This window comes from Algibacter sp., assembly GCF_029245835.1.
Lineage (GTDB): Bacteria > Bacteroidota > Bacteroidia > Flavobacteriales > Flavobacteriaceae > Algibacter_B.
Map to the genome: position 1 here is coordinate 1 of NZ_JAQWOO010000066.1, position 15,490 is coordinate 15,490.

Here is a 15,490-nt window from a genome sequence, read left to right on the forward strand (position 1 = left end):
AAATAAATCTGTAATTTTAGAGTAACAAAACATAGATAGGTTTTTAGATTAATAAATTGAATTTCAGTACTTTAATTTACTAAAAATCTATCTTTTTTACTATTAAAACTTATCTAAATATTAATCGAACTCAGGTTTTTAAATATTTAAACATGTCTTTATTATCTTCCGCAGTTCCATAATCATAGGCCCATCCTGCTCCAGCTGTAAACGTGTGGTAACGTAACATATCTAAAACACCAACAGCAGGCAATGCTACTTTTGCTAAATCTGGACGTTGGGTCATTGTTGCACCAATCAATAATCCGCCGTTAGAGCCACCTCTAATGGCCAAATAGTTTGACGATGTATAATTTTGAGCTATTAAGTATTCCGCGGCAGCGATAAAATCATCAAACACATTTTGCTTTTGCATTTTAGTTCCGGCATCATGCCATTTTTTACCATACTCGCCACCACCACGTAAATTAGGAACTGCTAGGATACCGCCTTGCTCCATCCAAATGGCGTTTGTAATACTGAAATTTGGTGTTAAGCTAACATTGAACCCGCCGTAAGCATAAAGAATTGTTGGGTTTTTTCCGTTAAGTTTTACCCCTTTTTTGTGCGTAATAATCATAGGGATTTTTGTCCCATCTTTTGAATTATAAAACACTTGATTACTTTCATAATCTTCAGGATTAAAATCGATGGCAGGTTTTCGGTATAACTCTGACGTACCATTTTTAATATCGTATTTATAAATATTTCCAGGCGTTTTATAGTTTGAAAATGTGTAGTATAGCTCAGTTTCTTCTTTTTTAGTACTAAATCCACCTGCGCTACCAACTCCTGGTAATTTTACTTCTCTTATTAATTTACCATTATAATCGTATTGCAAAACTTTTGAAACGGCATCTACCATATACTCAGTAAAGAAAGAACCGCCACCTTTTGAAGGGATTAATACGTTTTCTGTTTCTGGAATAACATCAACCCAAAGTTCTGGTGAAGGGTTTGAAGCATCAACGGTAACAATCTTTTTATTTGGCGCATTTAAGTTAGTTACTAGATATAATTTGCTGTCTTCATTTTCAATGACATAAGTGTCACTTTCAATGTGGTTTAAAATGGTGATTAATTTGCTGTTAGGTTTTGTAAGGTCTTTTATCAGTAATTTATTTCCTGAAGTTGAAAATTTAGGCCTAATTAATAGGTATCGATTGTCTTCTGTGACATCGCCGTATACATAGCGGTGTTTTTCATTAGGAGTTCCTCCATATATTAATTTATCTTCTTTTTGAGAGGTTCCCAATTTGTGATAATACAACTTATGTTGATCTGTTTTTGCTGATAATTCACTCCCTTTAGGCTTGTCATAACTTGAATAATAAAAGCCTTCATTTTTATACCAAGATATACCGCCAAATTTCATATCGGTAATGGTATCTTCAATAATAGCTTTGGTTTCAGTGCGTATGACCAAAATTTTTCTCCAATCGCTTCCACCTTCAGAAATAGAGTAGGCTAATATTTGGCCGTCTTTTGTAAAACTAGTGCTTCCAAGTGACACTGTACCATCTTCAGAAAATGTATTCGGATCCAAGAAAACAGTTGCTGTATCTGGACTTTCTCCTGTCTTATAACGATAGATAACATACTGATTTTGAAGCCCATCATTTTTATAAAAATAAGTGTAATCGCCTTCTTTGAAAGGCGCCCCTACTTTTTCGTAATTCCATAATTTCGATAGACGTTCCTTAAGTTCTTTAAGATATGAGACGTTATTTAAATACCCGAAAGTAGCTTTGTTTTGTGCTTTAACCCAAGCCTCAGTATCTGAACTTCTGTCGTCTTCTAGCCAACGATACGGGTCTTTAACTTCGGTGTTAAAGTAAGTATCTATAGTGTCTACAGTTTTAGTTTCAGGATAATTCACAGAAATGATATTTATTTTTGATAACTCTCTTTACAGCTAATTAGAAATACAAGCGTTGTACATATAAAAAGTGATTTTTTCATGATTGATAATTATTAAATTAATCAAAAATAAAAAAAAACTCCTGCATAGTTTTACACAGGAGTTTTATAACAAAATCTTAAGAGTAAACGAGTTACACTAAATTATTTTCAACTAAATATTCAGCAATTTGAATGGTATTTGTTGCAGCGCCTTTACGTAAATTATCAGCAACAATCCACATGTTTAAAGTATTTGGTTGTGTTTCGTCACGACGAATACGACCTACAAAAACATCATCTTTTTCGTGTGCAAAAATAGGCATTGGATAGGTGTTTGTGTCTGTATTATCTTGAACTACAACACCGGGAGTTTCATGTAATAATTTACGAACATCAGCTAAATCAAAGTCATTTTCAAACTCCACATTCACAGATTCAGAATGTCCTCCAGAAGTAGGGATTCTAGCCGCAGTTGCTGATATAGAGAATGTTTTGTCGTTCATTATTTTTTGAGGTTCTCTGGCTAATTTCATTTCCTCTTTAGTATATCCGTTTTCTTCAAAAACATCACAATGAGGTAATGCATTTCTTCCTATAGGATAAGGGTAAGCCATTTCGCCTTTAATACCAGCAATTTCATTTTCTAATTGTTTAACAGCTTTAACCCCTGTTCCAGAAACCGATTGGTAAGTTGAAACCACAACACGTTTCATTTTATATTTTTTATGAAGCGGATTTAAAGCCATAACTAATTGAATCGTTGAACAATTAGGATTAGCTATAATTTTATCGTCTTTAGTGAGTTCACTAGCGTTAATTTCTGGGACGACTAATTTTTTGGAAGGATCCATTCTCCAAGCAGAAGAATTATCAACTACAGTTGTACCAGCTGCAGCAAATTTTGGTGCCCATTTTAAAGAGGTATCTCCACCTGCAGAAAATAGTGCGATATCTGGTTGCATTGAAACAGCTGTTTCTAAACCAACTACTTTATATTCATTCCCTTTGTAGGTTAATATTTTTCCAACGGAACGCTCCGAAGCAACAGGAATTAACTCTGTTACAGGAAAATTACGTTCTGCTAGAACTTTTAACATGACCTCGCCAACCATTCCTGTGGCACCAACTACGGCTACTTTCATTTTTAAGTATTTTAATAAATTGCGTGAGCAAAACTAAGTATTAATTTCAATTTTAAAACGAAAAAAAGCCCTCATTTATAGAAAAAAAGGGCTTTTTAACAACAAATAACAGTTTGTTATTTAATTAACAAGTTGTTATTTTTTAAGTAAATCTCTAATTTCAGCTAGTAAATCTTCTTGAGAAGGTCCCGCTGGTGCTGCTGGAGCTTCTTCAACAGGTTTTTTAGTTTTGTTGTAGGCTTTTACTAACAAAAACATAACCAAACCAACAATTAATAAATTAATAATAGTGTTAATCCAGAGTCCATATGCAATAACTGCTCCACCTGCTTCTTTAGCGGCTGCCAGTGTAGTGTACTCCATTCCGTCTAGGGCTACATGCAGATCTTCAAAACTTACTCCTCCTGTAAAATAACCCACAAAAGGCATAGCTATATTATCTACAAATCCTTTAATAACAGCTCCTAGAGCTCCTGCCATAATTACAGCAACGGCAAAGTCAATGACATTGCCCGTCATAATAAAATCCTTAAATTCTTTTAACATTTTTATAAATTTTTAGTTAGTATTAAATAAGACACAATTTACACAAAATAGTCACAAGTCTATAAAAAAAGTTATTTGATTAATTTAAAATCAGTCTTTTAACTCTTTGTGAAATAGCGGTTATAATTTCGTAAGATATTGTATTCGCAGTAGCAGAAAAAGTATTGGCTGTATGGTTTTTTCCAAAAACAATCACTTCGTCGCCTTCATTACAATCAATGTTTGTAACATTTACCATAATCATATCCATGCAAACATTGCCAATAATTGGTGCTTTTTGTCCATTTATGCTAACAAAACCTTTGCTATTACCGTATTGCCTTCCAATACCATCAGCATGACCAATAGGTAGCGTAGCTGTTTTTAATAGCGTTTCACTTTTAAAGGCGCGATTGTAGCCAACAGATGCTCCTTTTTGAACATTATGAATTTGAGAAATAACTGTTTTTAATGTTGCAATAGGTGTTAAATATTGGTTTTCTTTTTCAGAATTACCAAAACCGTATAAACCAATACCGCATCGAACCATATCAAAATGCGCTTCAGGATAATTTAAAACCCCAGAGGTGTTACACATATGAAGCATCGGTTTGAAACCCATTTGTTTTGTGAAATTTTCAGCAATAGTTTTAAACGTTTCAATCTGGTTTAAAGTAAATGCTTTTTCATCTAAATCTTCACTTGCTGCTAAATGCGAAAAAACGGATTTTACTTTTACAGTTTTACTTGCTTTCAATTTAGAGATAATAGAATCGACTTCATTTTTTGAAAACCCTAATCGGTTCAAGCCTGTATTGAATTTAATATGAATGGGATAGTCAGTTTGATTTTCCGCGGAAGCGATAGCAATAAACGCATTTAAAATTTTAGTATTGTAAATACTAGGCTCTAAACAATGTGCAATAAGTGCTTTAAAATTTATAGGCTGTGGGTGTAGTACTAAAATAGGGCGAGTAATACCAGCGTCTCGCAAGGCAATACCTTCATTAATGTATGCCACCGCAAAATAATCAACATTTAAATCTTGTAGATATTTAGCAATTTCGTTAGCATCACTGCCATAGGCAAAAGCCTTTACTACGGCTAAAAACTTAGTTTGGGGTTGTAGCTTGGATTTAAGATAGTCAAAATTATGTTTCAGTGCTTTTAAATCAATTTCAAGCACTGTTTCTTGTGCTTTAGGCATTGGAGTCTTTGGGTTTAGTCTTCACTTCTTCTGCTTCGTTAACTTTCATGTGTCGCACCTTATCTCGAAGCATGGCTTTGTAATATGCCGCTCTACTTAAGGGTTCATATTCATTAACTTCTCCAAGCAAAACAATATTGTCGTTATTGTTTTTTCTGTAGCTATATTGAGCTAGGTTACCTGTTCTTGTACAAACAGCATGCACTTTAGTTACATATTCTGCGGTTGCCATCAAGTTAGGCATAGGCCCAAAGGGGTTGCCTTTAAAATCCATATCTAAGCCAGCCACAATAACCCGAACACCTTTATTTGCTAAATCGTTACAAACCCGTACAATTTCATCATCAAAAAACTGAGCCTCATCAATACCAACCACATCACATCCGTCTGCTAAAATAGGAATGTTAGCAGCGGCAGGAACAGGTGTAGAGCGAATCTGGTTTTCATCGTGAGATACTACCATATCCTCATCATAACGCACATCAATGGCAGGTTTAAAAATCTCAACTTTTTGTCTAGCAAATTGCGCACGCTTAAGCCTACGGATGAGTTCTTCTGTTTTTCCAGAAAACATGGAGCCGCAGATAACTTCAATCCATCCAAATTGTTCTTTATGATTTACTGTATTTTCAAGAAACATTTCGTAATTTTAACACTAAAAGAAAGTTATTATTTGTTTGTATAAAGGTGGCGTAAATTTATTAAAAATCAAAAGCCTAAACTGCAATAATTTAAAATTTATAAACAATGAAGAAGAAGATAGAGTCTGAACTCATTAGTATAGCCCACAGAATTCTTAAATTAAAGGGGAAGGAAGATGTTATTAAAATGCATACCGAAGTTGCTGCCCTTTACGAAAAGTTATCTGTATTAAAATTTGCACATGAAAACTTTGAAGGCGATCTTCCTACAATTGGTAACGATTCTTCATTTTTTGATATGTTAGATAGTGCTTTTAATAATAAAGTAAGCGATAATATTGAGGTTGAAGACAAAATATATATTAATCTTGATGAAGTTGAAGATGATGATATTATAGAGCCCGTAATGAATAAGATTAAAGATATGGTAGCCTTTATGCCAGAAGAAGCAGATGATATTGAAACCGTTTTTGAAGAAGCGATACCTAAAGACCCTATTAAGAAACATAATTTAGAAGATATTACTGCGGGCTTTGAAGATATGCCCATTTTTGAGCCTGTTTCTAAATCTCAAAAAGGCGTTTCAAATGGCAAAAAATCTTTAAATGATCAACTTAAAGTTGGCGGATTCAATATCGGACTCAATGATAAAATTGCCTTTATAAAGCATTTATTTGATGGTAAAAGCGAGGATTATAGTCGTGTATTATCGCAATTAAACACCTTTGCATCTTATAACAATGCTAAAAATTTTATTGAAGATATGGTAAAACCAGACTATAATAATTGGGAAGGTAAAGACGAGTTTGAAGAACGCTTTATGCAAATTATAGAAACAAAATTTAATTGAAATTTGGGTGTTACCGCTCAGAAAATAAGTGGTCCTGCTTTTCGATTATAGTTTTGACTCAATGCTCGCCTCGCCAAAAGCTAACCACTGCAAATACGAAGTATTCACGATTTCAAAAATTTGATTTAAAAATCCATGAGTAATTACTAACACAAATGAGTAAACTTTACATCGTTCCAACACCAATTGGAAATTTAAAAGATATAACATTCAGAGCTATAGATGTTCTAAAAGACGTCGATTTAATTTTAGCAGAAGACACCAGAACTTCAGGAAAACTCCTAAAATATTATGAGATTTCAACACACATGCAATCGCATCACATGCACAACGAGCATAAAACGGTTGAAAACATCATTCAAAAATTAAAAAGTGGAACATCGGTAGCGCTAATAAGCGATGCAGGAACACCTGCCATATCAGATCCTGGATTTTTATTATCGCGTGCTTGTATTGAAAATAATATAGAAGTCGATTGTTTACCTGGTGCCACAGCTTTTGTACCCGCATTAGTTAATTCAGGATTGCCAAACGATAAGTTTGTGTTTGAAGGGTTCTTGCCCGTAAAAAAAGGACGCCAAACCCGATTATTATTGCTTGCAGAAGAAACCAGAACCATGATTTTTTACGAAAGCCCGCATAAACTAATAAAAACCCTAGGGCAATTTTCTGAGTATTTTGGAGAAGACAGGCAAGTATCTGTGTCCAGAGAACTCACTAAATTATTTGAAGAAACCATTCGCGGAACAGCCAAAGAAGTTTTAGAATATTATACCAATAAGCCACCAAAAGGAGAGATTGTTGTTGTGGTTGGAGGGAAAAGCAAATAGTAATATTGGTTTGATTGTCCCCTTGAAGATAACTAAAGCAGCTATAATAGGTGTTTTTTTTAGATTGTAAAAGTAATTAAAAATTAAAGTAGAGATGAAATTAAAAGTATTTATTGATAAACTAAACGAAACGCCAAAAGCCATAGAATTTTCTGAAACTATGGCTGTTATAGACGAAACTTACAATTTTACACCAGGAGCATTTAAAAATGGAACTTTAGAAAATGCAGAAGGTCAAAACTCAGGATCTTGCAAGTTGTTTGCCTTTGCTAAAATTCAAGAATTTTCTAAAGAAGAAACTTTAGCCTGTTTTGGTCAGTTTTATTTTGATGAGGTATTAAAAGACCCAAATGGCACAGGACATCAAAACATTAGAAACTTCATGAATACGGGTTTTGAAGGGTTAAATTTTGAAGGAAATCCGTTAAAGGAAAAATAAAATTTATGTTTGTCTTTCTAAAGATGTCTCCATGAGCGCAGTCGAAGGGTTTTTTTAGAATCTCATAAAAATACCATGAAAAACCTTTTAAGTGATATAAAACAATGCACCATTTGCGAAAAACATTTGCCTTTGGGTCCACGACCCGTGGTTTCTGCACATCCAAATTCTAAAATAGTTATTATTGGTCAAGCACCGGGGACAAAAGTACATGCTTCGGGCATTCCTTGGGATGATGCCAGTGGCAGTCAATTACGAAAGTGGTTAGGCGTTTCAAATGAAGACTTTTATGATAAAACTAAATTTGCCATAATCCCTATGGGCTTTTGCTATCCAGGAAAAGGAAAAACTGGCGACTTACCACCACGAGCAGAATGTGCACCACAATGGCATAAACCATTATTTGATGAACTTAAAAATGTGGAGCTTGTTATTTTAATTGGGATGTATGCCCAAAAGTATTATTTGGGAAAAGCAGCTAAGAGAACATTAACTGAAACGGTGGGTAATTTTCAAGAGTATTTGCCTAAATATTTACCGTTACCACATCCATCACCTAGAAATCGGTTTTGGTTGACTAAGAATTCTTGGTTTGAAGTTGAAGTGCTTCCAGTGCTGAAGGATAGAATCAAAGAAATGATGTAACTCTCATTATTTCTTTTCAATAAACTAAAGCGATAGATCAGATTAGGATTAAAGGTAAATTATATTTGGTGTTGCTGAATGTCAATAGTCAATTGAGCTTTTTGAAAGAGGAATAATAAACGCCTTGATGATTCATAAAAGTACCATTCTTTTTATTTAAATCTAATGCTTCACCTTTAAAGTTTGTTGCAGGTAAACCGAGTTCTTGGTAAATACAAGCTGTAGCAGCAAAGTCCCAAATACTTCCACCTCCAGCTTCTTTTTTGGGGAGTTTAAAAAAGCATGCGGGTCCGTTTTCTAAAACTAAAATAGCATTTAGTACGGCGCCTGATCCTGAAATTTCTTTAATTGCTTTTAATCCTAAATCAGCTTTATACTTTTTAAGTATACTTTGTATCTCGCTAGACTTAGGCGTATCGCTTAATTTTTTATCGGTTAGGTAAGTTAAATAGGTATTGGTGTTTTTAATGTTCCAAGGGGTTTTATTTTTATAAGCGCCGTTTCCTTTTATAGCGTGATATAATGAGTTAGTACTCGGATCAAATACAACGCCAATTACAGGTGTTCCATCTTTTGCAATTAAAGCAATAGCAACAGAAAACCCAGGATGTTTATTAATAAAAGCTAGCGTTCCATCCATAGGATCTACACACCAAAAGGCATCTTTTTCAAATCTACTTCCATTATCTACCGTTTCTTCAGATAGTATCCCAATATCAAACGCTTTACAAGTTGGCATTAAATGCGATAAAATAACACCTTCACATTCACGATCTACTTTTGTTACTACTTGAGATCCATAGTTAGATCCTGCTTCTTTATGCTCTACAATAATGGTGTCATTCATGTACTTCTGAATGATTGTTCCAGCAGAAAGTGCTGCTTCAATGGCTATATTCGTTAAATGTTGTAAATCCATTACTATAGATTTTTGATGACTTCAGCAGTTATACGTTCACTATAACTATTAATTTTCCAGTGACCAGGACTCCAACCTTTTAAAAACCGATGAAAATCTGCCCAAGCTACACGATATAAAGGGCGCCATTCTTTTTCAAGTGCTTCATTTTTTTTACCAAGAGCTTTATGCAAATAAGTAAAATAAGTGTCTAATAGTTTTGATTCTAAACGTTCGCAGTCGTTCTCATTCAGGCAACTTCCAATAAAATAGGCAATATCTTTCATACCACAGCCACCGCCAACATATTGAAAATCTACGCCTGCAACTTGTCCGTTTTTCGAAAAACAAAAATTTGCTAATTTAGCATCTCCATGAACAAATGTTTTATAGTTACAGCTATTTAGTTTTTTGTTAATGGCTGTAGCCCCGTTTTTCAAGGCTTTATCTTGTAAAACTTCTAGTTCTTGAGGTCTGGTTTCTAAATACCAATAGGTGCCTACGTCCCAAAGTCCGTTAGGAACTTTTCCTAAATAACTCGCATGAAATTGTGCCAACCATTCTAAACAGGTTTCTATATCTTTCCAGTTTACCTCTTGTTTTCGTAAAGAAAAACCTGCTTCATCCAAATCTTCAAGGACTATAAGTGTTTCATCAAGGTTCGTTTCAATAGTAAAACACTTTGGTAAACGGGCCATACTATCTTTACTATAGGTGTTATACCAGGAAGTTTCTACTTCATAAGATTTTAGTTTTCTTTGATGGCCAATATCAGTATGCCATCCTCTAGGGTGATTATGGCGCCTAGGTAATTGCACATGTTTAACAACAACGCTTTCTAAAGCAGCGTTTTCTAATGCAATACGTATAATTTTACCATAACCACTCCATAATTCTTGAATGATTTCTTTTTCAAATAAAGATGATGCGCCAGTTTTCTGTAGAATAACAGATTTAAAATAATCGTTCATAGGGAGTCAAAGGTAGGAAATTGTAATTTTTTGGAGCTTTAATAAATCCTGTTTTGTTACTATCAGATTCATCAGATAGAAATTGATTTTCTTCAATACGATTAGTAACCGAGGATATAATTTTTTTCATGATTAATTCACGAGATTCCTTCGTTCCTTGCAATGACGTTTGTTTTTAGCTTATGGAGTTTTAATTTATCTAAAAGCGAAGTTTACTAAAAGTCCAACAATCTAAATATGCTTCCCCTTCTCCCAACCATGTTTTCCTAAATAATGGTTCCCACTTTCAACAGCGCCATCTTCAATAGATGTTCCCATGCTATCATTCCATCTATTCAAGTATCCAAATAGAGAAATCACCCCAAGCATTTCAACAATTTCACCTTCGTCCCAATGTTCGTATAAACGTTTTTTAATGGCTTCATCAACGCCGTTTGGCACTTGACTTGCTTGTAGTGAAAAATCAAGTGCTACACGTTCCGCTTCACTAAAAGCAGGATGTGTTCTATATTCCCAAATATTATCAAGTTGTTCTTGTTCCGCGCCATAACGTTCCGCAGCGCGAATAGCATGTGCCTGACAATATCTACAACCTGTAGAATTACTAGACACCCATGCAATCATGCGTTTTAAAGCTGAGGTTACTTTGCCTTCATTAGCCATAACAGCTTTATTCAAATTAATAAACGCTTTGCTAATGGCTGGGCGACGTTGCATGGTTAAAACCGAATTTGGGCAAAACCCTAAGGTTTCATTAAAAAACTCGGCAAGGTCTTTGGTTTCTAAATCATGATTGGCAGATAATGGTGTTACTAAAGGCATAGTTTTAATTTTTGTAGTATTTTTGACACTTACAAGTTAACAAAAAATAATAAAGAAAATGGCAGTTCAAGTTACCACTAAATGGTTAGGCAATATGAGGTTTGAAAGTACAAACCCGTCTGGGCATAACTTATTTATAGATGCAGGAGAAGAAAGTGGAGGTAAAGGTGAAGGCTATCGCCCCAAAGCTTTAATGCTTTCTGGTTTAGCGGGATGCTCTGGTTTAGACGTAGCAGCATTAATAAGAAAAATGAAGTTAAATGTAGATGCCTTTGAAATTGAAACGGAAGCAAATTTAACGGATGAACACCCAAAGTATTATGATAAAGTAGCGATGCATTTTCATTTTTATGGGAATCATTTAAATGAAAAAAAACTTCAAAGAGCTGTTGATTTGTCTATTGAAAAATATTGTGGTGTTATGGAAATGTTCCGTCAATTTTCAGAATTAAAAATAGAAACTCATTTTCATAAAAAATAAAAGGACAATAAAATTCGTTGAACTTTTATTAAAAACTCTCAGACCTCTTTCAATGCGTTGGACTTTAAAACCTAAACCTGAAACCGCAAAAGTTGAAACTTTGCAAAAAGCACTTCAAGTAGGCTCTACAATAGCGACTTTGTTAGTGCAAAGAGGTATTGAATCCTATGCTGATGCTAAAAATTTTTTCAGACCAAGTTTAAAAGATTTACATGATCCGTACCTCATGAAAGATATGGATAAGGCTGTAGCACGTATTGAAAAAGCCATTGCAAACAAAGAAAATATTTTGGTTTATGGAGATTATGATGTGGATGGCACCACATCTGTAGCATTAATGTCTTCGTATTTAAAAACAAAATATAATCTTGTTTATACGTATATTCCAAATAGATATGATGAGGGTTATGGCATTTCCTATAAAGGCATAAACTTTGCTTTAGAGCATGAGTTTTCACTAATTATAGCCTTAGACTGTGGTATAAAATCTGTTGAAAAGGTTGCTCACGCAAAAACATTAGGGATCGATTTTATTATTTGCGACCACCATAGACCTGGGGATGAAATTCCAGATGCAGCAGCTGTTTTAGACCCAAAACAAGAAGATTGCGAGTATCCTTTTAAAGAACTTTGCGGTTGTGGTGTTGGTTTTAAATTGGTCCAAGCTTTAGCTTTAAAAGATGGAAAAACGGCTAAAGATTTAACCGAATATTTAGACTTAGTAGCTACGGCTATTGGAGCTGATATTGTCCCTATAGATGGAGAAAATAGAGTACTTGCTCATTTTGGACTAAAGGTAATAAATACCAACCCAAGGTCGGGAATAAAAGCTATTTTAGATCAGGTAGAAAAAACCGAATTAACCATTACTGATGTCGTTTTTATTGTAGCGCCAAGAATAAATGCTGCAGGCCGAATGAAACACGGTAATTATGCGGTAACGTTATTAACTGAGGAAGAGCCAGATATGGCTAAAAAATATGCTTCAGAAATTAATGATTATAATTTAGACCGTCGTGAAACAGATAAACAAATTACTCAAGAAGCGCTTAAGCAAATTGAAGAACAAAAAGAACAGAACCGCCTTACTACTGTTGTTTACCATAAAGATTGGCATAAAGGCGTTATTGGTATTGTGGCTTCTAGATTAACTGAAACGTATTACAGACCTACTTTAGTTTTTACAAAAAGTGGAAATAAATTAGCGGCTTCGGCACGTTCGGTTAGAGATTTTGATATTTATAATGCTTTGGAAAATTGTAAAGAACTTATCGAGCAATTTGGCGGACATAAGTATGCTGCGGGTTTAACTTTAGAGGAAGAAAATTATGAAGCCTTTAAACAAGCTTTTGAAGATGAAGTTTCTAAAACTATAGATAGAAATCTATTGACGCCAGAAATAAAGATTGATGCTAAAATAGATTTAAACGATATTACACCTAAGTTCTATAGGATTTTAAAACAGTTTGCACCTTACGGACCAAGTAATATGACTCCCGTTTTTCTGACTGAAAATTTAATAGATACGGGCTACGGAAAATGTGTAGGGGGCGATAAAACGCATTTACGATTAACTGCTACACAACCGGAATCTTCTAGTAGAATGGTTGGCATTGGTTTTAGTATGGGCGATAAGTTCGAAATGATTTCTGAAGGGAAACCATTTAGAGCGGTCTATTCTATCGACGAAAATGAATGGCGAGGTCATGTGAGTTTACAATTAAAATTGAGAGATTTAAAAAAACAGTAGTAGAATTGACTGTAAATCATGGCAAAAACGGACCCTTACGCAGCCTTACGAATTAAAGAATTCAATATTTTTTTATTATTACGGTTGTTTTTAGTTTTTGGGTGGTCTATGCAATTTATTGTTATTGAATGGCAAGTGTATAGTATTACAAAAGATCCGCTTTCTTTAGGGATTATAGGTCTTATGGAAATTATTCCAGCCTTTACCATGGCGCTTTTTGCAGGTCATATTGTAGACCAAAGAGAAAAACGAAACCTGCTAGCCATTTGTATTGCTGCATTTTCGCTAATAAGTTTAGGGCTATTTTTATTAACCACTGATGATGTGGTTGCGAGTTGGTCAACACAGTCTGTTTTATATTCTATTTATGCCCTTGTTTTTTTTGGTGGATTTTTACGTTCCTTTTTTGGACCCATCATTTTTTCATTAGTGGCGTTAATAGTACCCAAGAAAATATACCCAAATGCTGCTACGTGGAGCACAAGTACTTGGAAAACAGCTGCTGTTTTAGGTGCTTTATTTGGTGGGTTTTTTATTAGTTGGATAGGTGTTGATTATACGTTATGCGTGGTTTTTGTTTTAGTTATAATTGCATTCGCTTTAGTTTTTCTAATAAAAAAGAAACCTATTTTAAACAAAAAAGTAGGTGAGCCTATAAAAGAGAGTTTAAAAGGTGGTGTGCGTTTTGTGTTTCAAAACAAAGCTATTTTAGGGGCTTTAACTTTAGATATGATAGCGGTTTTATTTGGGGGGACTGTGGCTATTCTTTCCGTTTTTGCACAAGATGTTTTAAAGGTAGGAAGTGAGGGTTTCGGTATTTTAAATGCATCCATATCCATGGGAAGTATTGTAACCATGTTTGCCACAACATATATTCCAATAAGCAGAAATACGGGTAAAAAACTACTTATTTCCATATTCATTTTTGGCGTAAGTATTATTGGTTTTGGACTGTCTTCCATATTTTGGGTGAGTGTTTTAATGTTGTTTATTAGTGGTGCGGCTGATGGCATTTCGATGATTATTCGTCAAACTATATTACAATTAAAAACCCCTGATGATATGCGTGGTCGTGTATCGTCTGTTAACTCTATGTTTGTGGGATCGTCTAATGAATTAGGTGCTTTTGAAAGTGGTTTAGCCGCTAAAATCATGGGTCCTGTGGCAGCAGTAGTTTTTGGAGGCACCATGACTTTAATTACTGTTTTTGCTATTGGTATTAAAAACCCTGTGCTTAGAGATTTGGATTTAAGAGCAGATATGGAAGCTCATGAGGGTGAAGATTAGTGTATTCTTTTGGGCGATCCCCGATAAAAAATCGGGTCAGGCTTTATTCGTTGATTTCTATTTTAAATTATTGAACTCATGAATATAAATATTTCAGCAGTCGCTCTCTGCGAGGAGCTTCAACAAATGCTTCAATCCTTATCGCGGGCGTACTTGCTAATGTCTTTTTGTGGGTTTAATAGTCTTTCAACTCCAAAGTTTCTCCATCAAAAACCCCATAGGTATAATATTGAATCCAATCCCCAAGGTTGATGTATTTTGAGTTTTCGTTGAGGTCTATATCAAGTGGTAAGTGCCTGTGACCAAACACAAAAAAATCGCGGTGTTTATCTTCTAGTTTTCGTTTACAATATTGCACAAGCCATTCGTTGTCTTCTCCAAGGAATGTGGCGTCGTCATCACCAGAAATTAATTTATTTTTTACTGAAAAGTATTGGGCAATTTTCATCCCGATATCTGGATGTCCCCATTGAAAAACCCATTTAAAAAACGGATTTGTAAATACTTTTTTTAAGCGTTTATAGCCTTTATCTCCGGGCCCTAAACCATCGCCATGGCCTATGAAAAAGGTTTTATTGTTAAATGTGAATTCTTTTGGTTTATGGTATACGGGAATGTTGAGTTCTTCTTCAAAATAGCCATTCATCCAAAGGTCGTGATTACCTACGAAGTAATGAATGGGAATGCCTGAATCTGATATTTCGGCGAGTTTACCAAGTGTTCTGGTAAAACCTCTTGGGACTACAGTTTTGTATTCAAACCAAAAATCGAATAAATCACCTAAAAGGAAAATAGCTGCGGCATCTTGTTTTACTTCATCTAACCATGCTACAAATTTCTTTTCGCGAGGAAAAGAGGCTTCTTTTGTTGGTGCGCCTAAGTGATTATCTGAGGCGAAATATATTTTTTTTCCTTTTGGAATATTCATGAAGTAAATATACTAATTCCTGCGAATGCAAGAATCTCATGGTTTTAGTTTTTTATTTATTTCTTTGTTCATTTTGCTTTGATGCACTATTTATCTTTAAATGTCTACTAGACATTTAAAGATAAATACTAAA

16 protein-coding genes and 1 pseudogene are annotated in these 15,490 nt (G+C 34.5%); 7 read left to right on the forward strand and 10 right to left on the reverse strand.

The features are described 5' to 3' along the window. Positions 1-136: 136 nt before the first annotated feature. The 5 genes and pseudogenes from P8K68_RS10575 to P8K68_RS10595 all read right to left on the reverse strand — a co-directional run. Positions 137-2,001, reverse strand: a pseudogene (locus P8K68_RS10575) (prolyl oligopeptidase family serine peptidase); the annotation flags it as partial. Positions 2,002-2,093: 92 nt separating this feature from the next. Continuing rightward, positions 2,094-3,083 carry an aspartate-semialdehyde dehydrogenase gene (locus tag P8K68_RS10580; RefSeq protein ID WP_300250597.1) on the reverse strand — a complete coding sequence of 330 codons (990 nt, stop codon included), beginning with the start codon at positions 3,081-3,083 and terminating at the stop codon, positions 2,094-2,096. Between the two features lie 135 nt (positions 3,084-3,218). After that, positions 3,219-3,629 (reverse strand): large conductance mechanosensitive channel protein MscL, encoded by a 411-nt coding sequence (gene mscL / locus P8K68_RS10585; RefSeq protein ID WP_300250599.1) that lies wholly within the window; start codon positions 3,627-3,629, stop codon positions 3,219-3,221. A 79-nt stretch (positions 3,630-3,708) separates the two neighbouring features. Next, positions 3,709-4,815, reverse strand: coding sequence for an alanine racemase (alr, locus tag P8K68_RS10590; RefSeq protein ID WP_300250602.1), 1,107 nt, complete (start codon positions 4,813-4,815; stop codon positions 3,709-3,711). Beyond that, the gene (locus P8K68_RS10595; RefSeq protein WP_300250604.1) at positions 4,808-5,455 is read right to left on the reverse strand and encodes a thymidine kinase; all 648 of its coding nucleotides are present in this window, start codon (positions 5,453-5,455) and stop codon (positions 4,808-4,810) included. The genes alr and P8K68_RS10595 overlap by 8 nt, the downstream gene beginning before the upstream one ends. A 107-nt stretch (positions 5,456-5,562) precedes the next feature. Between P8K68_RS10595 and P8K68_RS10600 the strand changes: the two genes are divergently transcribed. The 4 genes from P8K68_RS10600 to P8K68_RS10615 all read left to right on the forward strand — a co-directional run bounded on the left by P8K68_RS10600 (position 5,563) and on the right by P8K68_RS10615 (position 8,220). Beyond that, positions 5,563-6,306: a hypothetical protein gene (locus P8K68_RS10600; RefSeq protein ID WP_300250606.1), complete on the forward strand. Its 744-nt coding sequence runs from the start codon at positions 5,563-5,565 to the stop codon at positions 6,304-6,306. Between the two features lie 155 nt (positions 6,307-6,461). Continuing rightward, positions 6,462-7,136 carry a 16S rRNA (cytidine(1402)-2'-O)-methyltransferase gene (rsmI, locus tag P8K68_RS10605; protein ID WP_300250609.1) on the forward strand — a complete coding sequence of 225 codons (675 nt, stop codon included), beginning with the start codon at positions 6,462-6,464 and terminating at the stop codon, positions 7,134-7,136. A gap of 94 nt (positions 7,137-7,230) precedes the next feature. Beyond that, entirely contained in the window at positions 7,231-7,575 is a 345-nt protein-coding gene (locus tag P8K68_RS10610) for a HopJ type III effector protein (RefSeq protein WP_300250612.1), read from the forward strand. A gap of 75 nt (positions 7,576-7,650) precedes the next feature. Continuing rightward, positions 7,651-8,220 carry a uracil-DNA glycosylase family protein gene (locus tag P8K68_RS10615; protein ID WP_300250615.1) on the forward strand — a complete coding sequence of 190 codons (570 nt, stop codon included), beginning with the start codon at positions 7,651-7,653 and terminating at the stop codon, positions 8,218-8,220. Between the two features lie 88 nt (positions 8,221-8,308). On the opposite strand, the gene P8K68_RS10620 is transcribed toward P8K68_RS10615, so the two are convergent. From P8K68_RS10620 to P8K68_RS10635, 4 genes are all read right to left on the reverse strand, one after another. Next, complete coding sequence (locus P8K68_RS10620; protein WP_300250618.1) at positions 8,309-9,139, reverse strand: inositol monophosphatase family protein; 831 nt, start codon at positions 9,137-9,139, stop codon at positions 8,309-8,311. A 2-nt stretch (positions 9,140-9,141) separates the two neighbouring features. After that, positions 9,142-10,089 carry an oxidoreductase family protein gene (locus tag P8K68_RS10625; protein ID WP_300250621.1) on the reverse strand — a complete coding sequence of 316 codons (948 nt, stop codon included), beginning with the start codon at positions 10,087-10,089 and terminating at the stop codon, positions 9,142-9,144. Continuing rightward, positions 10,073-10,252 (reverse strand): hypothetical protein, encoded by a 180-nt coding sequence (locus P8K68_RS10630; protein ID WP_300250624.1) that lies wholly within the window; start codon positions 10,250-10,252, stop codon positions 10,073-10,075. The genes P8K68_RS10625 and P8K68_RS10630 overlap by 17 nt, the downstream gene beginning before the upstream one ends. 68 nt (positions 10,253-10,320) lie before the next feature. Then, on the reverse strand, positions 10,321-10,911 hold the full coding sequence (locus P8K68_RS10635) for a carboxymuconolactone decarboxylase family protein (RefSeq protein ID WP_300250627.1): 591 nt from the start codon (positions 10,909-10,911) through the stop codon (positions 10,321-10,323). A 58-nt stretch (positions 10,912-10,969) separates the two neighbouring features. On the opposite strand from P8K68_RS10635, the gene P8K68_RS10640 reads away from it, so the two are divergent. From P8K68_RS10640 to P8K68_RS10650, 3 genes are read left to right on the forward strand one after another with little or no spacing between them, the layout of a single operon-like run. Next, positions 10,970-11,392 (forward strand): OsmC family protein, encoded by a 423-nt coding sequence (locus tag P8K68_RS10640; protein WP_300250630.1) that lies wholly within the window; start codon positions 10,970-10,972, stop codon positions 11,390-11,392. Positions 11,393-11,444: 52 nt separating this feature from the next. Then, a complete protein-coding gene (gene recJ / locus P8K68_RS10645) occupies positions 11,445-13,142 on the forward strand; it encodes a single-stranded-DNA-specific exonuclease RecJ (protein WP_300250632.1) in 1,698 nt (565 codons plus the stop codon). Between the two features lie 18 nt (positions 13,143-13,160). Next, entirely contained in the window at positions 13,161-14,429 is a 1,269-nt protein-coding gene (locus P8K68_RS10650) for an MFS transporter (protein WP_300250634.1), read from the forward strand. A 175-nt stretch (positions 14,430-14,604) separates the two neighbouring features. Here the strand turns inward: P8K68_RS10650 and P8K68_RS10655 are convergent, their stop codons facing one another. After that, positions 14,605-15,357, reverse strand: coding sequence for a UDP-2,3-diacylglucosamine diphosphatase (locus P8K68_RS10655; RefSeq protein ID WP_300250636.1), 753 nt, complete (start codon positions 15,355-15,357; stop codon positions 14,605-14,607). Between the last annotated feature and the right edge of the window lie 133 nt (positions 15,358-15,490).

Bases quoted from the DNA above. Each gene is read 5' to 3' on its own strand.
- P8K68_RS10610 (WP_300250612.1), top strand. From the start codon at position 7,231: ATGAAATTAAAAGTATTTATTGATAAACTAAACGAAACGCCAAAAGCC.
- P8K68_RS10615 (WP_300250615.1), top strand. From the start codon at position 7,651: ATGAAAAACCTTTTAAGTGATATAAAACAATGCACCATTTGCGAAAAA.
- P8K68_RS10640 (WP_300250630.1), top strand. From the start codon at position 10,970: ATGGCAGTTCAAGTTACCACTAAATGGTTAGGCAATATGAGGTTTGAA.
- mscL (WP_300250599.1), bottom strand. From the start codon at position 3,629: ATGTTAAAAGAATTTAAGGATTTTATTATGACGGGCAATGTCATTGAC.
- P8K68_RS10625 (WP_300250621.1), bottom strand. From the start codon at position 10,089: ATGAACGATTATTTTAAATCTGTTATTCTACAGAAAACTGGCGCATCA.
- P8K68_RS10635 (WP_300250627.1), bottom strand. From the start codon at position 10,911: ATGCCTTTAGTAACACCATTATCTGCCAATCATGATTTAGAAACCAAA.
- P8K68_RS10600 (WP_300250606.1), top strand. From the start codon at position 5,563: ATGAAGAAGAAGATAGAGTCTGAACTCATTAGTATAGCCCACAGAATT.
- P8K68_RS10580 (WP_300250597.1), bottom strand. From the start codon at position 3,083: ATGAAAGTAGCCGTAGTTGGTGCCACAGGAATGGTTGGCGAGGTCATG.
- P8K68_RS10620 (WP_300250618.1), bottom strand. From the start codon at position 9,139: ATGGATTTACAACATTTAACGAATATAGCCATTGAAGCAGCACTTTCT.
- P8K68_RS10650 (WP_300250634.1), top strand. From the start codon at position 13,161: ATGGCAAAAACGGACCCTTACGCAGCCTTACGAATTAAAGAATTCAAT.
- alr (WP_300250602.1), bottom strand. From the start codon at position 4,815: ATGCCTAAAGCACAAGAAACAGTGCTTGAAATTGATTTAAAAGCACTG.
- P8K68_RS10655 (WP_300250636.1), bottom strand. From the start codon at position 15,357: ATGAATATTCCAAAAGGAAAAAAAATATATTTCGCCTCAGATAATCAC.
- rsmI (WP_300250609.1), top strand. From the start codon at position 6,462: ATGAGTAAACTTTACATCGTTCCAACACCAATTGGAAATTTAAAAGAT.
- P8K68_RS10595 (WP_300250604.1), bottom strand. From the start codon at position 5,455: ATGTTTCTTGAAAATACAGTAAATCATAAAGAACAATTTGGATGGATT.
- recJ (WP_300250632.1), top strand. From the start codon at position 11,445: ATGCGTTGGACTTTAAAACCTAAACCTGAAACCGCAAAAGTTGAAACT.